Genomic DNA, 26176 nt, shown 5'->3' with positions numbered 1-26176 from the left:
GCAATCCTAAGCCGGCAGGGCGTTTACCACCCTGCAGAAATCCTTGCCGCGTTCCTTGTAATTCTTGTACTGATCAAAGCTGGCGCACCCAGGAGAGAGCACGACAACCTCCCCCGGCCTGGCAGCCCGTTTGGCGAATTCCACCGCCTTTTCTATGGTTCCGGCCTGAACGACCTCCACGGAGCCTGAAAGGGCCGAAGTGATGATCCCGGCGGCTTCTCCGGTGACGTACAAGCGGGCCGCCTTTTGCTCCACCATGTCCTTCAAATCGCGAAAATGCCCGCCTTTATCCCGGCCTCCCATGATCAGATGGACCGGCGCATTAAAGCCTTCCAAGGCGCGGAGCACCGCATCCACGTTGGTGGCCTTGGAGTCGTCGTAATATTTGACGTCCATGACCTCCCGGACGAATTCCAGACGATGGGGCAATCCTTTAAAGGAATCGACGGCCTTTTGAATTCCCTCGACGCTTGCGCCGGCGGCGTAAGCGGCCAGGGCGGCGGCGGCGGCGTTTTCCTTGTTATGCTCGCCGGACAGGGTCATTTTTTCCAAGGAAAGGGACCATTGCTTTTGAGCCCCTTTGAAAAAATCCATGGCCCCGGCGTTCATGGCCATCCCGGCTTCGGCCGCGTCCCTGCCCGCAAAGAACCACTGGGAGGCTTTGATGCCGCCGCACATTGCGCGGGACCATTTATCGCACCCGTTCAGAATCGCAAAGTCCGCCTTGGTCTGGTTCATGAACACCCGGGCTTTGGAGGCGGCGTAGGCTTCCATGCCGTCGTAGCGATCCATGTGGTCTTCGGTGACGTTGGTCAACAGGGCGACTTTAGGAGCGAACGACTCGATGGTGTCGAGTTGAAAGCTGCTGATTTCAGCAACCACGACATGGGCTTTGTCCTCGCCTTTGGCGTAATTGACCAAGGGGTTGCCGATGTTGCCGCCCACAAAGGCAGAAATTCCCGAGGCTTCCATCATCTCGCCGATGAGGCTTGTGACGGTTGTCTTCCCGTTGGTGCCTGTCACAGCGATGATCGGCGCCTGGATGAACCGGCTGGCAAGCTCCACCTCGCCGATGACCGGGACGCCCTTTTCCCGCGCGGCGTCCAACACCGGAATGGTGTGGGGCACTCCCGGGCTGATGACGATCAGGTCGGCCTGGGTGAAAGTCTCCACCTTATGAGGCCCCAGCTCCACCTGGGCGCCCATATCCCGCACATTTTGGACGCGTGCGCCCAGGCTGGCTTCCGAAGCTATGTCGGCAATGGTCACGATGGCGCCTTTGTCCAGGCAAAAAGCGGCCACGGCTTCTCCCGTGAGAGCCAGGCCGACTGCAACGATTTTTTTGCCTTTAAGATCCATATTCTCTTTTCTCAGCGCAATTTCAACGTACTTACGGACAACAGGGCCAGCATGATGGCGATAATCCAGAATCGGACGATCACCTTGGGCTCGGGCCAGCCTTTAAGTTCAAAATGATGATGGATCGGCGCCATCTTGAAAATCCGCTTTCCCTTGGTGATCTTAAAAAAGCTCACCTGGAGGATGACGGACACCGCTTCCATGACAAACAAGCCGCCTACAATCACCAAAGCCAGTTCCTGCTTGGTGAGTATGGCCACCACGCCCAAGGCGCCGCCCAAAGGCAGGGAGCCCACGTCGCCCATGAAAATCTGGGCCGGGTACGCGTTGTACCAAAGAAAGCCCAGGCCGGCCCCCACAAGGGCGCCGCAGAAAACCGACATCTCGCCCGATTGGGGCACATGGCGGACGCTCAGGTACGTGGCGAAGTCGTAGTGGCTGGCCACATAGGCGAAAATCATATACGTTCCGGCGGCGATGGCGACCGGCACAATGGCCAGGCCGTCCAGGCCGTCGGTGAGGTTTACGGCGTTTGACGCGCCCACCATAACCAGCATGGCGAAGAGCACGTATCCGGGCCTGGTGAGGTCCGGATTCAGGTTTTTAAAAAAGGGAATGTTGACGGTCGTATCGCCGTTCAGCCCGTAAACCAGAATGGCGCCGGCTATGCCGGCCACGGCCATCTGCATGCAGAACTTCCCTCTTGCGGACAGTCCCTTGCTCCTCTTTTTCACCTGCATGAGGTAGTCGTCCACAAAACCGATGAGGCCGAAGCCGAAGGTCACTCCCAGGGCTATCCACACGTAAGCGTTGGTCAAATCCGCCCACAACAGGGTGGAGAACATCACGGCGCTCATGATCAACACCCCGCCCATGGTGGGGGTGCCCGCCTTTTTCAGGTGGGTCTGAGGGCCGTCTTCCCTGATGTGCTGGCCGACCTGCATTTCGCCCAATTTCCTGATGAGCCACGGTCCCAGCACAAAGGAAATCACCAGGGCGGTCAGCGAAGCATAGATCGTCCTGAACGTGATGTACCGAAACACGTTGAAGACGGTCATGTACTTGGCCAGCGGTGTGAGCAGATGATAAAGCATGTTTAACCTGTTTTGTTCCTGCCTGACATTTATATACGGCCCGATATTAGGCCGGTAACGCGTCCTTAAGGCCTTGCACCACTTCGCTCATGCCGGTGCTGTTGGATCCCTTGACCAGAATCCGGTCCTTGGCCTGGACGGCCTCGGCCAGCCTGGCTACGATATTCGGCTTTTCGCTGATGAACACCTGATCTATTCCCATGCCCGCTTCCCGGGCGCCTTTGGCGGTCCAGCCTGCGTAGTAGCCGGAGATAAAAAGCAGAGACACGCCGGCTTGGGCGGCCATCCTGCCGAGTTCCATATGGGCGTCTACGCTGTAATCCCCCAGCTCCAACATGTCGGAGACGGCCATGATCATCCTGCCCTTGGAGGCCTTGGCCAAAGCCTGCAGCGTCATGACGGCCGCGGCGAAGCTGGCGGGATTGGCGTTGTAGGCGTCGTCGATCATTTGAACGTCGTTGCCCAGGGAAACCACGTTTTGGCGGCCTTTCACCGGGTTGGCCGTTTCCAAAGCGTCGCGGATTTCTTTGGGAGAAACGCCCGCGCTGACGCCGACGGCGGCGGCGGCCAGAGCGTTGTGGACCATGCAATCCCCGTGAAGCCGAAGCTGCACGGGCAGTTCATCGCCTTTGATGCACAGGGTGAAACGAACGCCTTCATTGGCGTGCTTGATGTTTTTAGCCCGCACCTGGGCTTTGGCGCCTTTGCCGAATAAAACGGTTTCGCCCTGGTATTTGTCCGCCAGGGTGGAAACCAGCTTATCGTCCAGATTCAACACAGCAGTTTTGTTCGCCATATTCTCCAAAAGCTCCCCTTTAGCCGCCAGGACTCCTTCTATGGACCCCAATCCTTCCAGGTGTCCGGGACCTACGTTTGTGATTACCCCTATATCGGGCTCGCAGATTTGCGTGAGCTTGGCTATCTCTCCAAAATGATTCATGCCCAACTCAACCACGGCCCATTGATGATTCGGCCCGAGCCCCAGCAATGTAAACGGCAGGCCGATCTGATTGTTATGGTTGCCGGTGGACTTGTGGACCTTGTATTTGGCGGCCAGCACGGCGGCGGTCAGTTCCTTGGTGGTCGTCTTCCCGTTGGAGCCTGTTATGGCTGCGATGGAAACGCCGAACCCCTTACGGTATTGGCTGGCGATCTTGCCCAACGCCTCAGTGGTGTCCGGGACGACTACGCATCCCAATTCCAGCTTGGCCATTCTGGCGTAGGAGAAGCTCTCGGCGTGCTTTTTGTCGATGACAATGCCCCGCACGCCGCCGTTGATCGCCTGGCGCACAAAATCGTGGCCGTCCAGCCTTTCACCTACGATTGCTATAAACAGATCGGAGGACATGGCGGTTCGGGAGTCGATGGCTATGCCGCTGAAGCATAAATCCGGCGTTCCCGAAAATCTTTCTCCGCCAGTTGCCTGAACAATTTCAGACAAGGTAAATGTAACGTTCGCTCTCACCGGTGGTCCTCCTGCAAAATAACACTAACGCGCTGAAAAGCCCCTTGGGCTTCAGCGGGAACATACATAGCGCCCGGAAAGGGGGCTTTCCTGCCTGGAATGGATGTTTCTGGACAGACATTCCAGGGCGTTCCGGGCCTCCACCCGGTCGTCAAAGGCGAAGCGCCCGTTCTTGACGATCTGATAGGTTTCATGCCCTTTTCCGGCTATCAACACCATGTCGCCCGGGCCGGAAGACATGATCGCGGTCAGAATGGCCTTGCGCCGGTCCGGCTCCACCATAAAGGCGGATTTTCGCGAACACATCATGCAATAGGAGGCGTTCAATCTTTGCGCGCCTTCGCCTGATATGCCCGGCAGGATGTCGTCAATAATGGCCTCGGGATCCTCCGATCTCGGATTATCGGAGGTCACCACAACCAGGTCGCTGTGCCTGGCCGCCGCCGCACCCATTTTGGGGCGTTTGCCCTTGTCCCGGTCTCCGCCGCATCCGAATACGGTGATGATTTTCGCCTGGGACACCCTCCGAAGCGCTTCCAGGACGTTTTCCAGGGCGTCCGGAGTGTGGGCGTAATCCACGAAAACATGCCGATCCAGGCTGTTTTCGACCTTTTCCAAACGCCCGGGTACGTTTACCGCCGCATTCAGTCCCATCTCCACCTCCTCCAGGCTCAGGCCGAAAGCCAGGCCGACGCCCGCCGCGCTCATGAGGTTGTAAAGATTGTGCCTGCCAACCGCCGGAGATGCGAACACCAATTCTCCGGCCGGAGTTTCCATTACGCCTTTCAGGCCGTCCGCTCCGGCCTTGACGTCAATACTTCGGATGCTGCTTCCTTCGGTTAAGCCGGTGCATAAAACCGGGGTTTTTACTTCCCGGCACAGGACCGCGCCCTGGGGGTCGTCCAGGTTGATGACGGCGATCTTGTTTTCCTTGGTGGACGCGGCCAGTAAATCGTCAAACAAAATCCGCTTGGCCTGGAAATAGGACTCCATGTCCTGGTGATAGTCCAGGTGGTCCTGGGTAATATTCGTAAACACTCCCGCGTCGAACTGGCAGAAAGCCGGCCGGCTTTGGGTCAGTGCGTGGGAGGAGACCTCTATAATGGCGTGAGTCACGCCGGCGTCCACCATCCGGGCCAGGGCTTCTTGAAGCTCCAGAGACTCCGGTGTGGTTACGCTGCTTTCTTTTTCGTGGCCGGGCCAGCGGCTGCTTACGGTGCCCACAACGCCCACTTTGCACCCTGCGGCGTTTAACATGGCCTCCGCAAAGTAGGTGACGGTCGTTTTTCCGTTAGTGCCTGTAATTCCAGCCAATTTCAGCTTTTCACTTGGTCGGCCGAAAAATTCGGAGGCCATATTGGCCAAGGCCCTGCGAGAGTCCTTCACCCGGATCACGGCCACGCCATCCGGGACTTCCGCCGGATCTTCCGTCACCACGGCGGCGGCGCCTCTTTTTACGGCGTCCTGCACAAAAGCGTGCCCGTCCACGGCGTTGCCTTTGATAGCCGTAAACAAGCCCTGGGGCTGCACCAGCCTGGAGTTGTACTGGATGGAAATGATGTCGGGATCGCCATGGGCGCCCGTTATCTCCAGCACGGGATTCCGCTGGTCGGCCTTAAGGCCGTCTATGAGCCGGCTTAGCTTCATGCGGGGCCGTTTTTCCTTTTCAAGGATGCGGTCAAATGGGTGGTATCCAATTCCGGCGCCACCTTGAGGTAGTGCAGGGTTTTTTGCATAATCTCCCGAAACGCCGGGGCCGCCACCACGCCGCCGTAATGATCCGTTGTGGGCTCGTCAATAACCACCACCACGGTCACGGCGGGATTGGACAAGGGAGCGAAGCCCACAAAGGAGGCTATGTATTTATTGTCCTCGTAGCCGCCCTTGGCAGCCGGTTTTTGCGCCGTCCCCGTCTTGCCGCACACCCTGTAGCCGTCGAGAGCGGCCTGGGTGCCGGTTCCGCCCTCGGTGGTGACGGTCTTCATGATTCGGGCGACCACCTGGGCGGTTTCCTCGGAAACCGCTCTCCCCAGAGGCTCGGGCTGAAAACTTTCCACCAACCGGCCTTTGGAATTGGTGATGGCCTGCACCAGCCTGGGCCTCATGAGCACGCCGCCGTTAGCGATGGCCGAAACCGCCGAGGCCAGTTGCAACCCGGTGACGGACACGCCCTGGCCGAATGCTATGGTTCCTGCGTCAATGGCGGTCCATTGGCTGTGAGGCCTGAGCGTTCCGGAAGCCTCGCCGGGGCAGTCCACGCCCAGCTTTTTGCCGAACCCGAAGGCGTCCAGGGTTCGGAACAGGGAGTCGGGGCCGATTTTCTCGCCCACCTTGACTGCGCCGATGTTGCTGGACACCTTGACGATCTGCTGCAGGGACAGCCAGGAGTGGGGATGGGTGTCATGCACCACATTGGGCCCGATCCGGTAATTGCCCTGCTCGCAATAAAAAATAGAGTTAGGGCCGCATTTTCCCGACTCAACGGCGGCGGCGGCCATAAAAATCTTAAGCGTGGACCCCGGTTCAAAGGTGTCGGTCACGGCCCTGTTTCTCCAATCGCTGAAGCTGTACTCGCTGATGGCGTTGGGGTTGTACAGGGGCGCGTTGGCCATGGCCAGGACGGCGCCGGTGTCCGGAACCATCACCACGGCGATGCCCGACTTGGCCTGGTATTTTTCCACGGCTTCGGCCAGGGCTTCTTCGGCTATGTACTGCACCGTGCGATCCAGGGTCAGGACCAGGTTGTCTCCGGTCTTTTTGGAATAGGTCTGCCTTTCCCGGGCGAAGCTGCGGCCCATGGCGTCCTTGAGGATGGTCCACTTGGAGCCTTTGCCGGTAAGCAGGTCGTCGTATTTATATTCCAGGCCTTCCAGGCCGTGGCCTTCGGCCCCGCAAAAGCCCAAAACCTGAGCGCCCAGGCCCAGGTTGGGATAAAACCGGCTGGCGTCTTCCTCCAGTTCCAAGCTGGGAATGTTGGGATTTCGGCCGGGGCCGTTGTATTCAAACGAGGCCTTGGCGGCGTCCCATTCCTTTTTGACGGCCCGGGCCGTGGCCGTGCTGACCCTTTTATCCACGTAGATGTAGGCCCTGTCTTTGTTTTCCAGCTCCTTTTGGTACTCCGCGGCGCTCTTGTCCAGGTAGGAGGCCAGGATCTTGCTGGCCGCCTTGGCGTCCTGAATCAGGCCGGGGCGGACCGCTACCTTGGCCACGTCCAGGTTGACGCCCAACTCCCGGTATTGGGCGTCGTAGATGACGCCCCGCTTGGGCTGGGTTTCCACAGACTGGGAATATTGGCTTTTGGCCTTTTTGGACAAAAAACTTTTATCCAGCACGTGCAGCTCGACCAGCCTGCCCGCGATGATCATGAAGCCTGCGGCGAAAAGCAGGCCCACAAAGACAATGCGTCCCGAGGCTTTGTTTTTTCCCGTCTGTTTCATCACGGCCTCACCATTTGCTCCGGGTCGGGATGTTTCAGGCCCAACCACTCTTCGGCTATCCTGGAAATCCTTTCGGGATTTCTTAAATGCTCCAACTTGACTTTCAACTCCTCCTGCTTGTCCAGGAGGTCTTCCTTATGGGACAGTTCGGCGGTTATTTGGTATCCTCTTTGGGTGCATTGATTCCGGCACCACGCAAAAAGGAAAAGCTCCAGGAATAAAATCCCTGCAAGCAGCCCGTAAGCCCAATTCCTGAGCGCCTCATTGTCATTGCTTCGCCCGCCCATCTTCCCCCCCGGCGCCCTCGACGGCCAGCTTTTCCATGGCCCGTATTTTGGCGCTCCGCGACATGGGATTTTTCTCCACCTCGGCCTGCGAAGGCTTGACCACCTTTTTGGTCAAGAGTTTGACCTTGGGCTGATTCCCGCAAATGCACACGGGAAAATCCGGGGGGCAGGTGCAGCCCTGGGCCAAAGCGGCGAAACGCCTTTTGACGATCCTGTCCTCCAACGAGTGAAAGGAGATGATGCACAACCTGCCGCCGGGAAGGAGGCAGTCCAGGCACGTCTCCAAAAACTTTTCCAGGTGGGCCAGCTCATTATTTATGTGAATGCGCAAGGCCTGAAAAACGCGCGTGGCCGGATGAATGCGGCCGGGCTTTCCCTTGACGGCTGAGGCGACAATATCGGCCAGACGGCCGCTGGTCGTGATGGGCTCGTCTTCCCGGCGCTGGACGATGCGGCGGGCTATCCGCTTGGCCTGGCGCTCCTCCCCGTATTCCAGGAAGATCCTGGCAAGCTCATCTTGGGAGTATGCGTTGACAACGTCCATGGCCTTGGGTCCGCCTCCGCTTCCGTCCATGCGCATATCCAAGGGCTCTTCGCGCTGAAAGCTAAACCCCCGTCCGCTCTTTTCCAGAAGATGGAGGCTGACTCCCAGGTCCAACACAATGCCGTTGGCGCCCGCCAACCCGCATTGATCCAGAACAGCCCGGATATTGCTGAAATTATCGTGGAAGATCCTGAAATTATCTTGAACATCCGCAAAGCAGGCCTGAGCATTGGTGACGGCGTCTTCGTCCAGATCCGTGCCGATCAGTAGTCCGTCAGGTAATATCCGCTCTAAAATTGCCCGGGCATGCCCTCCTCCGCCAAAGGTTCCGTCCACCACAACGTGACCAGGGGCCGGACTCAGCAGGCTTAAGACCTCCTGCTTCATGACCGAAACATGATGAAATGCCATGTCTAAAGCCCCATATCCTCAATTTCGTCATCCAGTTCGCCGCTGTTGAGCACCTCCTCGAAGTCCTCGTAGGCGGCGTCGTATTTATTTTTGTCCCAGATTTCAAAGTGGCTGACCGCTCCCACCAGGGCGATTTCCTCCTTGGCCCCGATGCCTGCGTAGTCCCGCAGATCCTTGGGAACCAGAATGCGCCCCTGCTTGTCGCACATGCACTCCTGGGCGCCGCCCACGAAAAAACGCCGGAACTGCCGGAGTTTGGCGTTGCGCTTGGATTTGGTCATGATGCGGTTTTCAATGACCTGCCACTCGTCAAAGGGGTAGGCCACCAGGGCGCCGTCCATACGGGACACCATGACGCCGTCGACTTCGCCGTCCTTAAGGACTTCGCGAAACCGTGCAGGCACGGTGATGCGGGCTTTCTCGTCCGTGGAATGGTACGAGGTGCCCCGAAAGTTTTTGGACTTGGCAGCCATATCTAACCCCACTTTAAACCACTTTCTACCCTCAATGACATATTATCCAGACGCATGTCAAGAGAAAATCCCAGGGGGCGAACAATTTTTCATAATGATTTATAAAATTTATATACAGCCAAGGAGAGTTGAAATGCAAGGGTAAATTGTGGGGAATTTGTGGAAAAATGACAAAAATCCAAACCTGATCCCGACGAGGCGGCCGCCCGGAAAAGGATTAAAGCCCTGGATTTTCCCCAAATAGGGGGAAAATGTGGGGGAAATTTTTTCAAAATTATAGGAGGGGAACTTTTTTAATGAAATCCTAAAAAAATGCACCGGCGCTGTGGGGGAAAGTGGATCAAGTTGGCCAAAAATAATTTCACTATTTAAATCAACAGATTATATAATATCCAAGAGTCCAAGGGCGCTTTTCCTCGATTGAAAAGCATGAAAAGGCATCAGTCCGCCCCTCCCGCCCCCAAGATTTCAACATTTGTTTCGGGCCGCACTTATTGCGCTGGCGCGCCCTGGCAGCCGACTACGCTGTCACGGCTGGCCCTTTCGGGATTCGGGAGGCGCGCTCCCTATGTAGTGGTGAACACCCAAGGAACGCGCAACGGTTTTGCGTCCGGTTGAATTACTGGGACATGCCGGGGAAGGATTTTTCGTAAAGCATGAGCAAATTGCTGGCCGCGGCGATGGAGGGGTCCAGCTCCAGGGCCTTGCGCAGGTCGGCCTTGATGACCTCCTCCTCCTTGCTTCCCATGGCGATGCGGCTGAGGGCCCGGTGGAAATACGCCTGACCCAGGGCGGGATCCAGGCTGACGGCCTTGTCGTAGTCTTCAAAGGCTTTGTGAAGGTCCTTCATTTTGACGTATACGTGACCGCGGGCCAGCCGGGCCTGGGCGGACTCGGGTTTGAGCTCAACGGCCCGGGTGTATTGGTCCACGGCCTCCCGGCATTTGGCCTGGCTGGTTCCGGAGGCGAAGGCGGACTTGCCTTTATCCATGGCCTCCTGGAATTCCTTGTCGTTATTCCCGCAGCCCGAAAAGACCGCCAAACATGCAACCGCAATAACCGCCGTCAGCCAATATTTACGCATACCCGCCTCCTGTCGCTGAAAATGCTGCATCCATAGCCTTTTTTAAAAAAATTCTCAAGTTGGAGTGAAGAGTGTGCAAAAGTTTTGCAAATAACCTGAAATTAGACTTGAAACGCCTTGCAAAGCCTTGACACTTTTAGGGGTCTCGTATAGTCTCTGAGCCATCAAAGCGGCGTCCACGCCTCATGAAACATTCAAGCATCCTACTGTAATTACGGGGAAATTATGACTGGTGCAAGTTCTGACATCTTTAAGTTGGTGACCCAATCAGGATTGATGGTCCAATTCGTCCTGTTTGTTCTCCTGAGCTTTTCCGCCGCCTGCTGGACGATTATCGGGCTGAAAATCCGCCAATTATGGCTTGCCAAGAATGAAACCGCCCAGTTTGTGGAGTTCTTCTGGAAAAGCGGAAACATGGCCAAGTCCTACGCCAAGGCCAAGCAACTGACCAACAGCCCCGTGGCGCGATCCTACAGGGTGGCTTATATGGAAATGGTGCGGATCAACCAGAGCGGCGGCGCCGGCCAGACCCAGGAAGGCTTTTCCATGGGCACGGACAACATCAAGCGGGCTCTGCGCCGGGCCAATGTGAGCGAATTGACCCGCCTGACCCAGTGGGTGCCTTTTTTGGCCACCATCGGCAACACGGCGCCGTTCATCGGCCTGTTCGGCACGGTCTGGGGCATCATGAGCGCCTTCCACGGCATCGGCCAGCGCGGGACCGCCACCCTGGCGGTTGTGGCGCCCGGAATCTCTGAGGCCCTGGTGGCCACCGCGGCGGGCCTGGCCGCGGCTATCCCGGCTGTCATGGCGTACAACCATTTCACCTCCCGGATTCGCGTGGCCGAGTCCCAGTTGAACAATTTCGCCTCGGATTTCATCAACGTGGTGGAGCGGGAAGTGGTGAACAAGCCCGCCCAGCCTCCGCAACAGCCCCAAAAGGCTCCGTTGCAGCAGGCCAAAAAGCCGCAGCAGCAGGTCGCCCAAAAGCCCCAACAGCCGGTTCGCAAGCCCCAGGAATAAGGAACGTCAGGAGGAGCAAGGCATGGCCGGAACAAGCGAAACCGATCGCCTGATGTCGGAAATCAACGTGACTCCCTTTGTGGACGTCATGCTGGTTTTGTTGATCATATTCATGGTAACCGCCCCCATGATGGTGCAGGGGGTCGACGTGGCCCTGCCCACCACCACATCCGCGCCCATGGAGACGGACGAAAGCAACGTCACCATCACCATTGACAAAAGGGAGCGGGTCTACATCAACGACGCTCAAATTCAAATTGACATGCTCGGCCAGAAAATCGCCGCAATCTATGACCAGAACAGGGACCTGCGCTTTTTTCTGAGAGCGGACAAGGACGTGCGGTACGGCCTGGTGGTCCGTGTGATGGCGGACGTGAAGGAAGCGGGCATTCCCAGGCTGGGGGCCATCACAGTCCCCCTGCCGGACGAAGAATCCAAATAGCGGCGAATCGGCCAAAAGCCTAATATAGCAGCGCATGACACCAAAAACGCCAAAAAATATCGGTCGGAAAATGCCGCCTAAAAGGACGGCTCCTGCGGAGAACCAGTCTCCGGACCTGCCGAATGAGGACGGCCCGGTCTGGATGGCTTTCGCCGGAGGATCCGTAGCGCTTCACATTATCGTCCTTGCGCTCATGATCTTTTTGCCCCAGATGGTAAGCTCCAAAAAACCGAGCCTGCCGTACCTGGACATCGCCCTGACTTCCCTGCCCACCGTGGCGCCGGGCGCGCCCGGCCCCAAGGCCGCGCCCCAGCCCAAAACGGAAGCGCCCAAGGAAGAGCCCGAACCGGAGCCGGTTAAAGAACCGGAGCCGGCCAAGGAGCCCGAGCCGGTGAAGCTGAAGCCTGCCGAACCCAAGGAGGTGAAGCAGCCTGTGGTCGTCAAGCCGGTGGAAGCGGCGGAAATCTCCACGGCCCCCAAAAAGGAGCCGGACGAAATTCCGGTTTTGACCTCCCTGAAAAAACGCACCTATAAAGTGGAGGTGGCCAAGGACAAGGCCCTGCGGGAAATCAGGGAAAAAGTGGAGTCGGGCAGGCCCAGCTCCGTGGAGGACGCCATTGCAAGAATGCGAAAGAACCCCGGGGAGAGGCCCAAGCAGGAAGCCAAACAGGGCGACGGAGGCTCTGGAGGCAGGGCTTATTTGGATAAAATGGAAATGCTGCGAAACAGCTACATCCAGGAAGTGGGCGCCATGGTGGAAATGAACTGGGCCATGCCGGAAAAATACGCCGGAGCAAACCTGGAAGCCAGAATATGGTTTAAAGTTCACCCGAATGGAAACATAACTGATATCGGTTTTGAAAAACGTTCCGGAGATAAGTTTTTTGACGACTCCGGAGAACGGGCTGTGAGAAAATCCATCCCAACCAAGCCTTTTCCGCCGGAGTTGGAAAAGACGCCCTTTGAAATGGTGGTGACCTTTACCCCTCCGGAAACTTAAACGGGAAACCATGCCGCAAACGCACAAAAAGCTAATCATCCTATGCATTATATCGGCTGTGGCCCTGGCAGCCCTTGCTGGATGCGTGGAAAAGGAGCCCCGTCCGCCCATTAGACAATTGCGGGACTTGTCCAAGCTGACGCCGCAAGAGCGGATGCGTATGGAATACATAGAAGAGGTTGGGAAAACTATTCAAAATAACTGGGCCATGCCGAAGCGGTTTGTAGGTAAAAAAATAGAAGCAAGGATTGTCTTTACAGTCAACCCGGACGGCAGCCTGACCAACCTTTGGTTTGAAAAGCGGTCTGACAGCCGCAGTTTCGACGACTCGACGGAAAAGGCTGTAAAAAAAAGCAGTCCGGTGTCTCCTTTTCCTGAGAACCTGGAAAAAACGCCGATAGAAATGGTAGTCTGTTTTACACCGCCCAATAAATAACTTTGGCAGAGGAAGGACTTAGCGTGCCAACAAAAAAAACAGGTGGAAAAATGAGCAAAACATTCAACAGGACAGCCTGTACGTGTTTTTTATTCCTCCTAATCATGACCGTACTGACCGGGTCGGCGTCGGCCGCCCGGTATGAATACTGGATCAACAATCCGTTTTTGCGGAAAATCCCCATAGCGATCAAGGATTTCGAGCCAAAGACGGTGAACGAGGAGCCCCGGCAAGCGGCGGTCCAGGCCAAGGAATGGCTGGTTTCGGGCCTGGAGTTTGTCAGGTATTTTCAAATCCTTCCAGAGGAGTCCTATATCATCGGCGACGGGGAGGGGCTGACCGCCCAGACCATCAATTTCGCCAACTGGATAAGCATCGGCGCGGACCACTTGGTGACCGGCGGCCTGGATTTGCGGGACGGGGTTCTGGTGCTGGAGCTGCGTTTGTTCGACGTGCCCCGGAACCGCCTGATCGTTGGCAAGCGCTATAAAGGCCGCGTGGAGGATATGCGCAAGATGATCCGGCGCTTTTGCGTGGAGATCGTCACGGAGTTGACCGACTCCCGGGGCGTGTTCGGCACCAAGATCGCCTTTGTATCCAACGGACCGGGAAACAAGGAAATTTTCGCCTGCGAGTATGACGGATTCGACCCTCAGCAACTGACTTCCGGCAGCCAGATCGCCCTGTCTCCGGCCTGGTCCGGGGACGGAACCCACATGGCTTATGTGTCCTACGCCGACGGGACGCCCCAGATATTCATCCGCAATCTGGCCCAAAAGCGGGGAGTCAAAGTGGCCTATAAAGGCATTAATGTCACTCCGGCCTGGGACCCCACCCGCTTCGCCCTGGCGGCCACCCTGTCATTAAATGGGGATCAGGAGATTTACTCATTGACCGGAAACGGAAAAATTATTAAGAAGTTGACGAATAACTGGGGCATTGACGTATCGCCCAGTTACTCCCCGGACGGAAAGCGGATGGCATTTGTTTCCAACCGGGGCGGCAGTCCTCAAATATACATAATGGAACTGGATACAGGGCAGACCTCACGCGTCACCTTTGACGGCAAATACAATTCGGCCCCGGCCTTTTCGCCCAGGGGAGACCGGATTGCCTATTGCGGCATGGTGGACGGAACCTTTGACGTCTTTACGGTGCGGACGGACGGCACGGACGTGCAGCGCCTGACCGATCATCCGGGGGACGACGAGGAGCCAAGCTGGTCCCCGGACGGCACCCTGATAGCGTTCAGCACCACCCGGGAGGGGGAGGCCAAAATTTACGTCATGACGTCCCACGGGACGGACCAGAGAAAGCTGCTCGAGCTGGAAGGGGCGCAAACCCAGCCGGCCTGGTCGCCTTGGTTAGGGGATTATTAAAACTGACTGTGAAAAAAAGGCCATGGGTTGCAATCTATGCACGATTGTGAAAGGTTGACCTTTGGATTAAAACAGCCTTATAATATAAGGATGTTCCATGAAAACGAGCGGGCGGGAAGCAAATGATGCATGATGCTTCCGGCGCGCAGACAAATTTGAAGCATATTACCCATTCTGTCCATCTGTTAAAAAGGAGGAACACCATGCAAAGGCGGTATTGGAAGGGATTGATGATTGCAGCGGCCATCCTGGCCCTGGTTTGCACCGGCGCTCTGACGGGCTGCGGTCCAAAAAAGGTTGAGTCTCAGCCCGAAATGAGTTCTACGGGAACGTCCACCAGCACGGGGACCGTGGCTACCAGCAGCGCCGGATCTACCACCGCTTCCAGCTCAAGCATGAGCGAAGAGCCCATGGGCGGCGACACCGGCCCCGAAGCCGAAAAACCCGGTGTAAATGTCGATGAGTTGAGAGTTCGTTTTAACACGGAAAACGTCCACTTTGCTTTTGACAGCTCGGATCTTTCCCCCGAAGCCATGGCTATCCTCAAGGATAAAGCTTTCTTTCTGCGCCTGAACCCCTCCAAGGGCGTTCTCATCAAAGGCCATTGCGACGAACGCGGCTCCCTGGAATACAACCTGGCCCTGGGCGACAGACGCGCCAACAGCGCCAAGAACTTCCTGACCGATCTGGGCATTGACGCCCGCCGCATCAACACCATCAGCTACGGCGAGGAAATGCCTTTGGATCCGGCGCACAACGAAGCCGCCTGGGCCGTCAACCGCCGTTGTGAATTCGCGCTGGAATAAGCATACATTACTGAATAAAAAATAGCGGCCTTTCCCCGTCTTTCAAGGGCGGGGAAGGGTCTTTGTTTTTCACGCCTGTTTTCATCTTTTTTTGGAGGGACCGCATGACCGGGATCAATCAAATGCCTATACTGAGAGGCTGTTTGAAATCTTTTCCCAAACCTGTTCTTTTCGCGCTTTTAGCCGCCCTGCTGATGACCGGCTGCGCCACCCAGGACGACCTCCTGGTGGTGTACAACCGGGTCATCACCCTGGAAGGCCAGCAAAAGGAAGCGACCGCAGACAGGGAGCAAATGCGGAGCCGCCTGGATGAGTCCATCTCCAACATGGAAATGGACGTGACCAAGCTGAGGGAAGACCTGGCGGAAATGCGGGTCAACACCAACAGCCTGCGCAACGAAGTCCGCACCATCAACGGCCTGATGGAAGAACAGGGATACCAGTTGCGGTCCCGAGTCGGGTCGGCCCAGACCACGGGCGGCCAGGCCCAGGAACATGCGGCCATTCTGGAGGCTCGCGTGGAGTCCCTGGAAAAAACTCTGCTCAAGATGGAATCCTACCTTGGCATGGAAGGAAAAACCGGCGAGGTTCCGGCGCCCGCCCAAACCGAAGCCGAGGCCGCTCCTGTTCCGGCCAAGGAGCTTGACGAGGATCAGGCCTACGCCCAGGCCAAGAAAGATTTTGACGAAATGCGCCTGGAAAAGGCCCGGGATGGCTTCAAGAACTTCCTGGCCCGGTTCCCCAACTCCTCCAAGGCGGACAACGCCCTGTTTTGGATGGGGGAGACCTTTTTCAAGGAAAAATGGTACGAAAAAGCCATTTTGCAGTATCAGGACGTCATCGAAAAACACCCCAAGGCCAACAAGGTTCCTGCAGCCTACTTTAAGCAGGGGCTTGCTTTCTCCATGCTGGGCGACAACTCCAACGCCAAGCTCATCTGGACCGAGCTGATCCGCAAGTTCCCCAACTCCGCGGAAGCGGGCTGGGCTCAGAAAAAACTGGATGCGCTTTAAAAACGCCCGGGAAAGCAGGATGCATCCCATGCTCTTGCCTTTTAACCATAGCCCTAAAAGGCGCCCCTTATGAAGGTCCTGGGCATAGATCCGGGGCTGGCCGCAACGGGCGTGGCCCTGGTCAACGGAACCTCCACCCAGGTTTTCGGCTATTCGTTCGGAACCATCACCACTCCGCCGGAGTCGCCCCTGACTGACCGGCTTATCCACATTTACGACCGCATACGCGAAGTCGCCGAGGCGGAACGCCCCGACCTCATGGTGGTCGAGGACATTTTTTCCCTTGGCAAATACCCCAAATCCGGCATAACCTTGGGCAAAGTCACAGGAGCTATTCTGGTTGCAGGGCGCCACGGACGGATTCCGGTCCGGGAGGTGGCCGTGCGCGAGGTGAAAAAAATCCTGACCGGAAACGGAGCGGCGGACAAAAACCAGCTTGAACGGGCCGTGCGCCAGCGTTTATGCCGGGAGGAGGCCATCAGGCCCTCCCATGCATCGGACGCCATGGCCCTGGCGTTGATCGGCCTATACCGCGGAGACCATTATCTGAGGAACGGACTTGATCGGATATCTTGAAGGAAAAATTCTGCACAGGCAGGGGGAACGGATTATGATCCTGGCCGGCGGCGTGGGCTACGAGGTGCTTTTGCCCTCGGTGGTCAGCGCCTCCATGACTGCTGGTCCCGGGGAGGAGGCCGGGCTGTACATCTACTTCCACCAGACGGAAAAGCAGCCCAAGCCCGTGCTCATCGGCTTTAACTCCCTGGAGGAGCGGGAGTTTTTCGAACGGTTCATCTCCGTGGAGGCCATCGGTCCTATCAAGGCGGTTTCGGCCTTGTGCATCCCCATTGGCGAGATCGCCGCGGCCATTGAAAACAAGGACTCAGGGGCTTTGCGCAAGCTGAAAGGCATCGGGGCCAGAACCGCGGATAAAATCATCGCCACCCTGCGGGGCAAAATGGCCGTCTTCGCTGGAGAGCACGGAGGTGAGCCTGCAGGCCCTGCGCCCGTGGAGGAAAACTTCCACCTGCTGGTGCTGGACGTTCTGGTCAACCAGTTGGGGCATAAAGCGGCCGAGGCCAAGGAATTAATCAATCAGGCCATTAAACGCAACCCCGCCATCTCCTCGCCCGAGGAGTTGTTTGACGAGGTGTACCGGGGGGAAACAGGGTAAATGGACGGAGAAAACAAAAAAAGCTGGTTTTCGGAATCCTCCGGCGTCATGTGCGCGGTGGAAAGCCCGGCGGATCAAACGCCGGAGTTGATCTCCTTGCGGCCTGAAAGGCTGAATGAGTACATCGGCCAGAAGGACGCGGTGGAAACCCTGCAGATCGCCATTGAAGCGGCCCTGGCCCGCAACGAAGCCCTGGACCACACCCTGTTCCACGGCCCGCCCGGCCTGGGCAAAACCACCCTGGCTCATATTATCGCCAACGAACTGGGCTCCCGGCTTACCGTCACCTCGGGCCCTGCCCTGGAAAAGGGAGGGGACCTCCTGGGCCTGCTGACCCATCTGGAGGAAAAGGACGTCCTGTTCGTGGACGAAATCCACCGCCTTCCCAAGACCGTGGAGGAATTGCTCTACCCGGCCATGGAAGACTTTGCCGTGGATTTCATCTTTGACAAAGGCATGCACGCCCGCAGCCATCGCTACAGGCTGAAAAACTTCGTGCTGGTGGGCGCCACCACCCGGGTAGGGCTCTTGTCCGCGCCCCTGCGGGACCGGTTCGGCATATTCCGCAACCTGGATTTTTACGAGGAGCCCGACCTGATCAAGATCGCCCGCCGTTCCGCAATGCTCCTGAACGTGGAAATGGACAACGAGGGCGCCTTGGAGCTTGCCCGAAGATCCCGGGGAACGCCCCGCATCGTCAACAGGCTTTTGAAAAGGGTGCGCGATTACGCCCAGGTGCGCAGCCACGGGCGCATCGACAAAAAAACCGTGTCCGAATCCCTGGCCCTGGAAGGGGTGGACGAGATCGGCCTGACCAACCAGGACCGCCGGTATCTGGAAACCATTATCAACTTTTACGGCGGAGGCCCGGTGGGCATCGAAGCCATCGCCGCCACTATCCAGGAGGAGTCCGACACCCTGGTGGACGTGGTGGAGCCCTTTTTGCTGAAAATCGGATTTCTCATGCGCACGTCGTCAGGCCGCAAAGCCTCGGAAGCGGCGTACAAACATTTGGGCATCGCCTATAAAGGACAGGTGGGGTTGTTATAGGTTCAGTATGGGTAGCCCTGGCAAAGCAGTATCTTGCCAGGGTCGCCAAGCGACATTTTTTGCAAACCGGATAGCGTGTAAAAGCCATAGTTATTCTGCGGACGAACGGCGCCGTTTGAAAAAATTATTTGGTTTTAAATAAGGCCGTCTTCCGACCAAAACAATTGGTTTTAGGACGCCGCATAGGCCGCACCTTTTGTCCTGCGGACCCAGGCAAAAAAAAGCCTTGCCTGGGCCGCCCATACAAACGCAGGCCAAGCCTTGCGGCTCCTGCTTATGATTTCGCGGGACGCATTCGACATGTAGCATCAGGGCTTGCCCTGCTTGGTCGATGTAACACACCTCCCAAAGGCGCCCACAGGGGGGCGCGGCTACATTGCAAAAAATCATGGCGGGCAAGCCCGCCTTGGGCGGGGAAACCCTGCCCCAACCCCAAAAACCTCCACATATTAAGCTGTTGCATCGGAGGATTGCTTTGGGGTTGGGCAGCCCTGGCAAAGCAGTATCCTGCCAGGGCCTCCAAATAATATTGTGCTAAAATAGATGCATGACGTATATGGGTTGTATAGGCTTGGTATAAAAAACTTTGTGAGGACGCAATGGGAATAATCACCTTATTGACGGATTTTGGATTGACCGACGAGTACGTGGGGGTCATGAAGGGCGTTATATTGGGAATTAACCCCAAGGCCAAAATCGTGGACCTCACCCATCACATCCCGGCTCAAAGCATTCGGGCGGCGTCCTTTTTGCTGAAAACCAGCTACGCCTATTTTGCGCCGGGAACCATCCACGTGGCCGTGGTGGATCCGGGCGTTGGCTCGGACCGGCAAATACTGGCGGTAAAGGCTGACGGCCATTATTTTCTGGCGCCGGACAACGGGCTTTTGCGCCCTATCCTGGATGAAGCGGCCGAGGTGGAAGCCGTTATCGTCTCCAATCCCAAAATATGCCTGGCGCAGATCAGCCGGACATTCCACGGCCGGGACATCTTCGCCCCGGCGGCGGCCCATCTTTCCCTGGGAACGCCCTTGGAAGACATGGGATCTTCCATAAGCCTGGAAGCCATGCAACACGAGGAGACGGCCCGGGAAGAGCAAATGCCCGAGCAGCTTCTGGGGCAGATTGTGTGGGTGGACCATTTCGGAAACCTGGTGACAACCATCAGCAAGGACGGGTTGGAAATGTTCGCCCAGGGCAGGCCGTGGGAGGACATGGTCGTCCACGTGCAAGGCGGGGAAGGCCTGAGAATCCTGGACACCTACTCCGAGGTCGGCAGAGGCGAGTTGCTGGCCTTGATCGGCAGCCGGGGCTTTCTGGAAATCTCGGTGAACATGGGCAACGCCCAGGAGGCCCTTTACGCCGGGCCTGGCGCCCGGGTTACGGTCAGCTTTTCCAAGTAAACTCGCAATACACCTGGAAGTGGTCCGAGGGATAGACTCCGCAAAACCTGTCCCGGACGATTTTCCGCGACGCCTTAACCGGCTCGATCCCGCCGCGGTAAAGAATCCAGTCAATGCGCCTGCCGTCATCCTTACCTGTAAAATTGTGGTGGGTTCCGCCGAACCGCCTGTCAAAGGGATCTTGAAATCCGCCCTGCTCAAACTCCTTGCGGCAGGAACTGTCAGGCTTTGCGTTGAAATCCCCCATGACCAGGGTGGGAAGGCCGGGGGCGAACTCCTCCAAAACATTTAGCAGCAGCCTTGCGCTGCGGGCCTGGACTTCGGGCTTGAAATCATAATGGGTGTCCACGCAGGCCAGGGTTTTACCGTCCTTTTCCAGTTGAACCAAAGTCCCTTGCCGGGGCCATTTGGAATCCTCCCATTTGCTTTCTTCGTCCGGCGTGTCCGAGTAAAAAATGTGGCGATGCTTTTTCAAAGCCCAGGGCTTTTTAAAAAACAGGATATTGCTTTGCCAAAAATCCGGAGCGTTTTTACGAAACCCTGCGCAATCGTATTCTTCCAAGCGTTGAATGAGATGCTCCGCCTGAAAGTCATTGGCCTCCTGAACGGCCAGGATGTCGGGTTTGTAGGTCCTGAAAAGCTCCAAAAAGGCGTCCTTGCGGAACTCCCAGCCGTGTTCGCCGTCCTGGGCCCTGCCGAAACGCAAATTGGCGGTCATCGCCGAAAAACAATCCATGATTAAACCTTGTCCGCTTTAAATTGATTGATGTATTTATCCATGTTTATGGCGAGGCCTTCAAAGGTCTCAAACACAAAATCCCGGGACTCCAGCCCCTCCCCTTTTCGCATAATTTCAAATATTTGCATATAGTTCAAAACAATGCGGTCATTCCAGTCTTGGCCAAGCCGGGCCGCCAAATCCCGGATGGGCCCCCGGCGGCCCTCCAGTTCCAAAAAGGCGCCGCAGGGCATGTCGTCCAAAAGCAGCTTGGTCGGCCCAAGGGTGAAGGTTTCGCGCCATTTTTCATACTTCCGCACCGGTTGGAACCCCAAGGAACAAAGAATCTGCTCCATTCGATCAAAGTCGTTTACTTCCACTTCCAATTCCTTTACGATTTTGAATGCGGGATCAGAGCCCGGGACCGGCTCTTTGTAGGTCAGGGAGATTTTTTTGTCCTGGCGGAGCCTCAGGACGGAAAGTCTGTGAAAAAGTTCGTCCCCCCGATCATATAACGTGTTCTTTTCAAAGAACCTGCCCTCGGATAAAGCTCCCGCCTCCAGGATAAGATTCCTGGTTTTTTGGGGATTCGGACAGTAAAACTTCACTTCTATTTCCAGGTCATCCATGCATAACTCCCTAAAAGCACGCAACATTGACGCACGACATATTTTATGTCAGCTATGGAAAAGCCCCTTCATCCATAGGGGAGAGAGAGCTTGTTGTCAAATGATGATTACAATTCTGTTGACACCCTCCATCATTTGATGGATAAACTAGTAAAGTTAATAATCGGTCTGTCCTGAACTCCGGGATGGGGGAATGCAGCCCGCATTTTGCGGGAGTCCGGGCTGTAAGAATTTCAAATGCATGAGGAGGTAAAATGGACTGGGTCAAGGGGACGTTTGGAACGTCCATAGGGAAAAAACAACTCATGGCGGTGACCGGATTGGGCTTTATCGGCTTTTTGACCGGCCACCTATTAGGTAATCTGACGATTTACCTAGGGCCGGACGCTTTCGACTCCTATGCGGAGCATTTGCATGCGTTGGGTCCGCTGGTGAACGCCGCTGAAATCGGCCTGCTTTTGTTCGCGATTATTCACGTGGGCACGGGTCTGCTTTTGTTTTTGCAGAATTACAAGGCGCGGCCGGTCAAATACGTGGGCAAAAAATGGGCGGGAGGCCGGACCATTTTTTCCGCCACCATGCCTTACACGGGCATCCTTATCCTATTGTTTTTGATCATTCATTTAAAAACCTTCCATTTTGTGGATCATGACAACCAGACCATATCGCAGATCGTTTCCCACGCCTTTTCCAGCGTGGGCTATGTGCTGTTTTATATGTTTTCCATGATCGTGGTGGCTTTTCACGTCAAGCACGGGTTTTGGAGCGCCTTTCAGACCTTGGGCTTGAATCATCTGAAATACATGCCCACGATTTTCGTGCTGTCCGCCCTTGCAGCTTTGGCGGCCGGCTTCGGCTTTGGATTTTTACCGGTAGTGTCCAGGCTGGTATTATAAAGGAGGGTGATAATGCAATTAGATTCCAAGGCTCCAGGCGGGCCGATAGAGACCAAGTGGGATCGCCACCGCCAGGACCTGAAACTGGTTAATCCCGCTAATAAAAGAAAATTCAACATCATCGTGGTCGGGTCCGGCCTGGCCGGCGGTTCGGCCGCCGCGTCTTTGGCGGAGCTTGGCTACAACGTCCAATGCTTCTGCATCCAGGACAGCCCCCGCCGCGCTCACAGCATTGCAGCCCAGGGCGGCATCAATGCGGCCAAGAACTATCCCAACGACGGGGACAGCGTGTTCCGGCTGTTTTACGATACGGTCAAGGGCGGCGATTTTCGCGCCCGCGAGTCCAACGTGTATCGCCTGGCCATGTGCAGCAACAGCATCATCGACCAATGCGCGGCCCAGGGCGTGCCTTTCGCCAGGGAGTACGGCGGCGGACTTGCCAATCGTTCCTTTGGCGGCGCCCAGGTTTCCCGTACATTCTACGCCAGGGGCCAGACGGGCCAGCAGCTTTTGTTGGGCGCTTACAGCGCTTTGATGCGTCAGGTCGCCGCGAAAAAAGTCACCATGATGCCCAGGCGCGAAATGCTGGATCTGGTTGTGGTCAATGGCAAGGCCCGGGGAATTATCGTCCGCAACCTGATTACGGGCGAGCTGGAGCGCCACGCGGCTCACGCGGTGGTGCTTTGCACCGGCGGCTACGGCAACACCTATTATCTTTCCACCAACGCCATGGCCTGCAACGTCACGGCGGCCTGGAGATGCCACAAGCGGGGCGCCTTGTTCGCCAACCCCTGCTTCACCCAGATTCACCCCACCTGCATCCCGGTGCACGGGACGTATCAGTCCAAGCTGACCCTCATGAGCGAGAGTCTTCGCAACGACGGCCGCGTATGGGTGCCCAAGAAGCCCGGGGATAACCGCAAGCCGGACCAGATCCCGGAAAGCGAACGGGATTATTACCTGGAGCGCAAATACCCCAGCTTCGGCAACCTGGTGCCCAGGGACGTGGCCTCGCGCAACGCCAAGGCCATGTGCGACGAAGGCAAGGGCGTGGGCCTGACCAAGCTGGCGGTTTATCTGGATTTCGCCGACGCCATCAAGCGGGACGGCGAGGACGTGATTCGGAAAAAATACGGCAACCTCTTCGCCATGTACGAAAAAATCACGGCCGACGATCCTTACAAGACTCCCATGATGATCTACCCCGCCATCCATTACACCATGGGCGGCCTGTGGGTGGACTACAACCTTATGAGCAACCTGGAAGGCCTGTTCGTCCTGGGCGAAGCCAACTTCTCGGACCACGGCGCCAACCGCCTGGGCGCAAGCGCCCTTATGCAGGGCCTGGCCGACGGCTATTTCGTCATTCCGTACACCATGGGCGGCTATCTTGGCGGGACTCCCCTGGACGATGTGGACGAAAACAACCCGGCCTTCGCCGACGCAGAGAACGACTGCAAGGAACGCGTCAACACGCTCCTGAACATCAAGGGCAAGCGCACCGTGGACGACATCCACCGTGAACTGGGCCTGTGCATGTGGGACCATTGCGGCATGGCCCGGAACGACGCCGGACTTAAGGAAGCCCTGGACATCATTCCCAAGCTGCGGGATGAATTCTGGCAGAACGTCACGGTTCCCGGAGATTCGGGCGACTTCAATCAGTCCCTGGAAAAAGCCGGACGCGTGGCCGACTTCCTGGAATTCGCCGAACTCCTGGCGAAAGACGCCCTGGACCGCAGAGAGTCCTGCGGCGGCCATTTTAACGAAGCGTTCCAAACCGAGGAGAACGAAGCCCAGCGCGACGATGAAAACTGCTGCTATGCGGCCGCCTGGGAGTTTACAGGCGTGGGCAAGGAGCCGGTTCTTCACAAGGAGCCTTTGACCTTTGAGAACGTCCATCTGACGCAAAGGAGCTACAAGTGACCAAGAAAATCAATCTCACACTCAAGGTTTGGCGCCAGAAGGGCCCCAACAACAAAGGCGTCATGGAAACCTATTCCGCCAAACAGATTTCCACGGACATGTCTTTCCTGGAAATGCTGGATATCGTAAACGAAGACCTGACTCTTTCGGGCCAGGAGCCCATTGCTTTCGACCACGACTGCCGGGAAGGCATCTGCGGCATGTGCGGCGCCATGGTCAACGGCCGCGCCCACGGCCCGGAAAAAGGCACCACCCTGTGCCAGCTCCACATGCGCCATTTCAACGACGGCGACACCATCATGATCGAGCCCTGGCGCGCCATGGCTTTCAAGGTGGTCAAAGACCTGGTTGTGGACCGGAGCGCCTTTGACAAAATCATCGCGGCCGGCGGATATGTGTCGGTAAACACCGGCGCCGCGCCGGACGCCAACAACATCCCCGTGCCCGCCGACGACGCGGAACTGGCCATGGACGCAGCCCAATGCATCGGCTGCGGCGCCTGCGTGGCGTCCTGCCCCAATGCCTCGGCCATGCTCTTCACTTCCGCCAAAATCTCCCATCTGGCTTTGCTTCCCCAGGGCAAGGTGGAGGCGGACAAACGGGTGCTCGCCATGCTCAGATGCATGGATGAGCAAGGATTCGGCAATTGCTCCAATGAAAGGGAGTGCGAGGCCGAATGCCCCAAGGAAATCAACATCACCAACATCGCCCGTATGAACCGCGGCTTTTTAAAGGCCGCCCTGGGCTCCCGCTACAAATAAGCCATTCAAAAAGGGGGCTTTTCAGGTGAAAGGCCCCCTTTTCACTTCCCTTGCAGGATTTTTCAAGTTCAACTCATCCTTGGTCCTTGTTGCAGATGGCTTGTTGGGGCGCGCCGGAGATACAAAATGACGCCGGGTCCCGGCTTGCGGACGATCCTGAAAAGCGGCTCGCCCTTGCCGGGGGAAGGGACGAGGCATTTCGGGCTCCGTCATATGCGCGGGCCAGAGCCCAAGACACACCCCCTTGATTTCAAAGCATTATTTTCAATCCCGAAAGTTGAATTATTAGCCTGTCACCCCCGGAGCTTTGCCGGCCACGGTGCGGGCGATGTCGAAATAGAACACCATAATCATCAAAAAAATCAGGGCGGCCAGGCCCACCTGCATGGCGACCTCGCGCACGCGCAGGCTCAGGGGCTTGCGCATGATCCCCTCAATGGCGAAAAACAAAATATGCCCGCCGTCCAGGATGGGCACGGGAAACAGATTGATAATGCCCAGGTTGACGGACAAGAGCGCCATGATGAACAAAAAGGAAGTCAGGCCCGCTTCGGCGGCGACCCCGCTCACCTGAGTGATGAGAATGACCCCGCCCAGGTTGTCCAGGGGAATGCTTCTATCCACAAACTTGAACAAAGCCTGAAAAGTGAATTTAACAAAAAACCAGGTTTGCTCCACTGCATATACGGCGGAGTTGACGGGCTCATAAGGGACAAAGTCCACCCGGTTGGAGATGCCCACCTTGTAGGCCTTCACATCCTCTCCAAAGGCGTTTTTGCCTTCGGTTTCCTTCGGGATAACCGTAAACGCCAATTCCTCGCCGTTCCTGCCCACAACTATCTCCACAGGTTCTCCGGGATTTTTGTTGATCTCGGCGGAAACCTGCCTGAAGTTTTCGATGGCGGTTCCATTGACATACAGAACCTCGTCCCCTTCAAGCATTCCGGCTTGCGCAGCCGGAGAGTCTTCCATTACCCTGTCCAGAGTGTTGGTGCTGTGGTCCACGCCGGAGAAAAATCCGATAGTAAAGAAAATCACAACCGCCAGAAGAAAGTTAAAGACCGGGCCGGCCGCGACAATGGTGATGCGTTTCCACACGGGCTTATGGGAAAAGGATATGGAGGTGTCTTCCGGCTCTTCGTCGGAGTCAGGATCTTCGCCCACCATCTTGACGTAACCGCCCAGGGGAACGGCCGACACCCGGTAGTCGGTCATGCCGGATTTTTTTCCGAAGAGCCGGGGGCCGAATCCCAGGGAAAAGGTTTCCACCCCGACTCCCAGAAGTCTTGCGGCCAGAAAATGGCCCAATTCGTGAAAAAAGATCAAAGCCCCCAACAGGGGAATTACCGTCGCGTAATACCACATA

At 56.7% G+C, this 26176-nt stretch carries 26 protein-coding genes; 14 read left to right on the top strand and 12 right to left on the bottom strand.

Going from position 1 to position 26176, the window contains the following annotated elements:
* Positions 1-6 precede the first annotated feature (6 nt).
* The 9 genes from murD to BUE18_RS02620 form a co-directional block, all read right to left on the bottom strand.
* A complete protein-coding gene (gene murD, locus BUE18_RS02665; protein ID WP_073472590.1) occupies positions 7-1359 on the bottom strand; it encodes a UDP-N-acetylmuramoyl-L-alanine--D-glutamate ligase in 1353 nt (450 codons plus the stop codon).
* Between the two features lie 11 nt (positions 1360-1370).
* Complete coding sequence (gene mraY / locus BUE18_RS02660; protein WP_073472588.1) at positions 1371-2453, bottom strand: phospho-N-acetylmuramoyl-pentapeptide-transferase; 1083 nt, start codon at positions 2451-2453, stop codon at positions 1371-1373.
* Between the two features lie 46 nt (positions 2454-2499).
* Entirely contained in the window at positions 2500-3918 is a 1419-nt protein-coding gene (locus tag BUE18_RS02655) for a UDP-N-acetylmuramoyl-tripeptide--D-alanyl-D-alanine ligase (RefSeq protein ID WP_073472586.1), read from the bottom strand.
* A 51-nt stretch (positions 3919-3969) separates the two neighbouring features.
* Complete coding sequence (locus BUE18_RS02650; protein ID WP_073472584.1) at positions 3970-5565, bottom strand: UDP-N-acetylmuramoyl-L-alanyl-D-glutamate--2,6-diaminopimelate ligase; 1596 nt, start codon at positions 5563-5565, stop codon at positions 3970-3972.
* Positions 5562-7355 (bottom strand): peptidoglycan D,D-transpeptidase FtsI family protein, encoded by a 1794-nt coding sequence (locus BUE18_RS02645; protein WP_073472582.1) that lies wholly within the window; start codon positions 7353-7355, stop codon positions 5562-5564. The genes BUE18_RS02650 and BUE18_RS02645 overlap by 4 nt, the downstream gene beginning before the upstream one ends.
* Positions 7355-7642: an FtsB/FtsL family cell division protein gene (locus BUE18_RS02640; protein ID WP_073472580.1), complete on the bottom strand. Its 288-nt coding sequence runs from the start codon at positions 7640-7642 to the stop codon at positions 7355-7357. Before BUE18_RS02640 ends, BUE18_RS02645 begins: the two co-directional genes overlap by 1 nt.
* On the bottom strand, positions 7623-8597 hold the full coding sequence (gene rsmH / locus BUE18_RS02635; protein WP_073472578.1) for a 16S rRNA (cytosine(1402)-N(4))-methyltransferase RsmH: 975 nt from the start codon (positions 8595-8597) through the stop codon (positions 7623-7625). Before rsmH ends, BUE18_RS02640 begins: the two co-directional genes overlap by 20 nt.
* 2 nt (positions 8598-8599) lie before the next feature.
* Positions 8600-9070 (bottom strand): division/cell wall cluster transcriptional repressor MraZ, encoded by a 471-nt coding sequence (mraZ, locus tag BUE18_RS02630; protein ID WP_073472576.1) that lies wholly within the window; start codon positions 9068-9070, stop codon positions 8600-8602.
* Between the two features lie 619 nt (positions 9071-9689).
* On the bottom strand, positions 9690-10154 hold the full coding sequence (locus BUE18_RS02620; protein ID WP_073472572.1) for a tetratricopeptide repeat protein: 465 nt from the start codon (positions 10152-10154) through the stop codon (positions 9690-9692).
* Positions 10155-10379: 225 nt separating this feature from the next.
* Here BUE18_RS02620 and tolQ point away from each other — a divergent pair, with 225 nt between their 5' ends.
* The 11 genes from tolQ (at position 10380) to BUE18_RS02565 (ending at position 19880) form a co-directional block, all read left to right on the top strand.
* Positions 10380-11177: a protein TolQ gene (tolQ, locus tag BUE18_RS02615; protein ID WP_073472570.1), complete on the top strand. Its 798-nt coding sequence runs from the start codon at positions 10380-10382 to the stop codon at positions 11175-11177.
* A gap of 22 nt (positions 11178-11199) precedes the next feature.
* Complete coding sequence (gene tolR / locus BUE18_RS02610; protein WP_015947893.1) at positions 11200-11619, top strand: protein TolR; 420 nt, start codon at positions 11200-11202, stop codon at positions 11617-11619.
* Positions 11620-11689: 70 nt separating this feature from the next.
* The gene (locus BUE18_RS02605; protein ID WP_073472568.1) at positions 11690-12619 is read left to right on the top strand and encodes an energy transducer TonB; all 930 of its coding nucleotides are present in this window, start codon (positions 11690-11692) and stop codon (positions 12617-12619) included.
* A gap of 160 nt (positions 12620-12779) precedes the next feature.
* Positions 12780-13055: an energy transducer TonB gene (locus BUE18_RS27810; RefSeq protein WP_170868239.1), complete on the top strand. Its 276-nt coding sequence runs from the start codon at positions 12780-12782 to the stop codon at positions 13053-13055.
* Between the two features lie 50 nt (positions 13056-13105).
* Positions 13106-14434 (top strand): Tol-Pal system beta propeller repeat protein TolB, encoded by a 1329-nt coding sequence (gene tolB / locus BUE18_RS02595; RefSeq protein ID WP_073472566.1) that lies wholly within the window; start codon positions 13106-13108, stop codon positions 14432-14434.
* A gap of 203 nt (positions 14435-14637) precedes the next feature.
* Entirely contained in the window at positions 14638-15240 is a 603-nt protein-coding gene (locus BUE18_RS02590) for an OmpA family protein (RefSeq protein WP_073472565.1), read from the top strand.
* 104 nt (positions 15241-15344) lie between these two features.
* Positions 15345-16253, top strand: coding sequence for a tol-pal system protein YbgF (ybgF, locus tag BUE18_RS02585; RefSeq protein ID WP_073472564.1), 909 nt, complete (start codon positions 15345-15347; stop codon positions 16251-16253).
* Between the two features lie 69 nt (positions 16254-16322).
* The gene (locus tag BUE18_RS02580) at positions 16323-16829 is read left to right on the top strand and encodes a crossover junction endodeoxyribonuclease RuvC (protein WP_073472563.1); all 507 of its coding nucleotides are present in this window, start codon (positions 16323-16325) and stop codon (positions 16827-16829) included.
* Positions 16813-17427: a Holliday junction branch migration protein RuvA gene (gene ruvA, locus BUE18_RS02575; RefSeq protein WP_073472561.1), complete on the top strand. Its 615-nt coding sequence runs from the start codon at positions 16813-16815 to the stop codon at positions 17425-17427. The genes BUE18_RS02580 and ruvA overlap by 17 nt, the downstream gene beginning before the upstream one ends.
* Positions 17428-18477, top strand: a complete 1050-nt coding sequence (gene ruvB / locus BUE18_RS02570; RefSeq protein WP_073472560.1) for a Holliday junction branch migration DNA helicase RuvB — start codon at positions 17428-17430, stop codon at positions 18475-18477.
* A gap of 599 nt (positions 18478-19076) precedes the next feature.
* Positions 19077-19880 (top strand): SAM hydrolase/SAM-dependent halogenase family protein, encoded by an 804-nt coding sequence (locus tag BUE18_RS02565; RefSeq protein WP_073472558.1) that lies wholly within the window; start codon positions 19077-19079, stop codon positions 19878-19880.
* On the opposite strand, the gene BUE18_RS02560 is transcribed toward BUE18_RS02565, so the two are convergent.
* Complete coding sequence (locus BUE18_RS02560; protein ID WP_073472556.1) at positions 19864-20616, bottom strand: endonuclease/exonuclease/phosphatase family protein; 753 nt, start codon at positions 20614-20616, stop codon at positions 19864-19866. The two genes, BUE18_RS02565 and BUE18_RS02560, sit on opposite strands and share 17 nt — an antisense overlap.
* Before the next feature lie 2 nt (positions 20617-20618).
* On the bottom strand, positions 20619-21227 hold the full coding sequence (locus BUE18_RS02555) for a class IV adenylate cyclase (RefSeq protein WP_073472554.1): 609 nt from the start codon (positions 21225-21227) through the stop codon (positions 20619-20621).
* A 254-nt stretch (positions 21228-21481) separates the two neighbouring features.
* On the opposite strand from BUE18_RS02555, the gene BUE18_RS02550 reads away from it, so the two are divergent.
* From BUE18_RS02550 to BUE18_RS02540, 3 genes are read left to right on the top strand one after another with little or no spacing between them, the layout of a single operon-like run.
* Positions 21482-22123: a succinate dehydrogenase cytochrome b subunit gene (locus BUE18_RS02550; protein ID WP_073472552.1), complete on the top strand. Its 642-nt coding sequence runs from the start codon at positions 21482-21484 to the stop codon at positions 22121-22123.
* Between the two features lie 12 nt (positions 22124-22135).
* On the top strand, positions 22136-24049 hold the full coding sequence (locus BUE18_RS02545; protein ID WP_073472550.1) for a fumarate reductase/succinate dehydrogenase flavoprotein subunit: 1914 nt from the start codon (positions 22136-22138) through the stop codon (positions 24047-24049).
* Positions 24046-24810: a succinate dehydrogenase/fumarate reductase iron-sulfur subunit gene (locus BUE18_RS02540; RefSeq protein WP_073472549.1), complete on the top strand. Its 765-nt coding sequence runs from the start codon at positions 24046-24048 to the stop codon at positions 24808-24810. The genes BUE18_RS02545 and BUE18_RS02540 overlap by 4 nt, the downstream gene beginning before the upstream one ends.
* Before the next feature lie 285 nt (positions 24811-25095).
* Here BUE18_RS02540 and rseP read toward each other — a convergent pair whose 3' ends face one another.
* Positions 25096-26175, bottom strand: coding sequence for an RIP metalloprotease RseP (gene rseP / locus BUE18_RS02535; RefSeq protein WP_073472547.1), 1080 nt, complete (start codon positions 26173-26175; stop codon positions 25096-25098).
* Position 26176: the final 1 nt, after the last annotated feature.

It is taken from the genome of Desulfatibacillum alkenivorans DSM 16219 (assembly GCF_900142135.1).
Classification (GTDB): Bacteria; Desulfobacterota; Desulfobacteria; order Desulfobacterales; family Desulfatibacillaceae; genus Desulfatibacillum; species Desulfatibacillum alkenivorans.
This window is presented reverse-complemented; position numbering and strand designations above follow the sequence as displayed.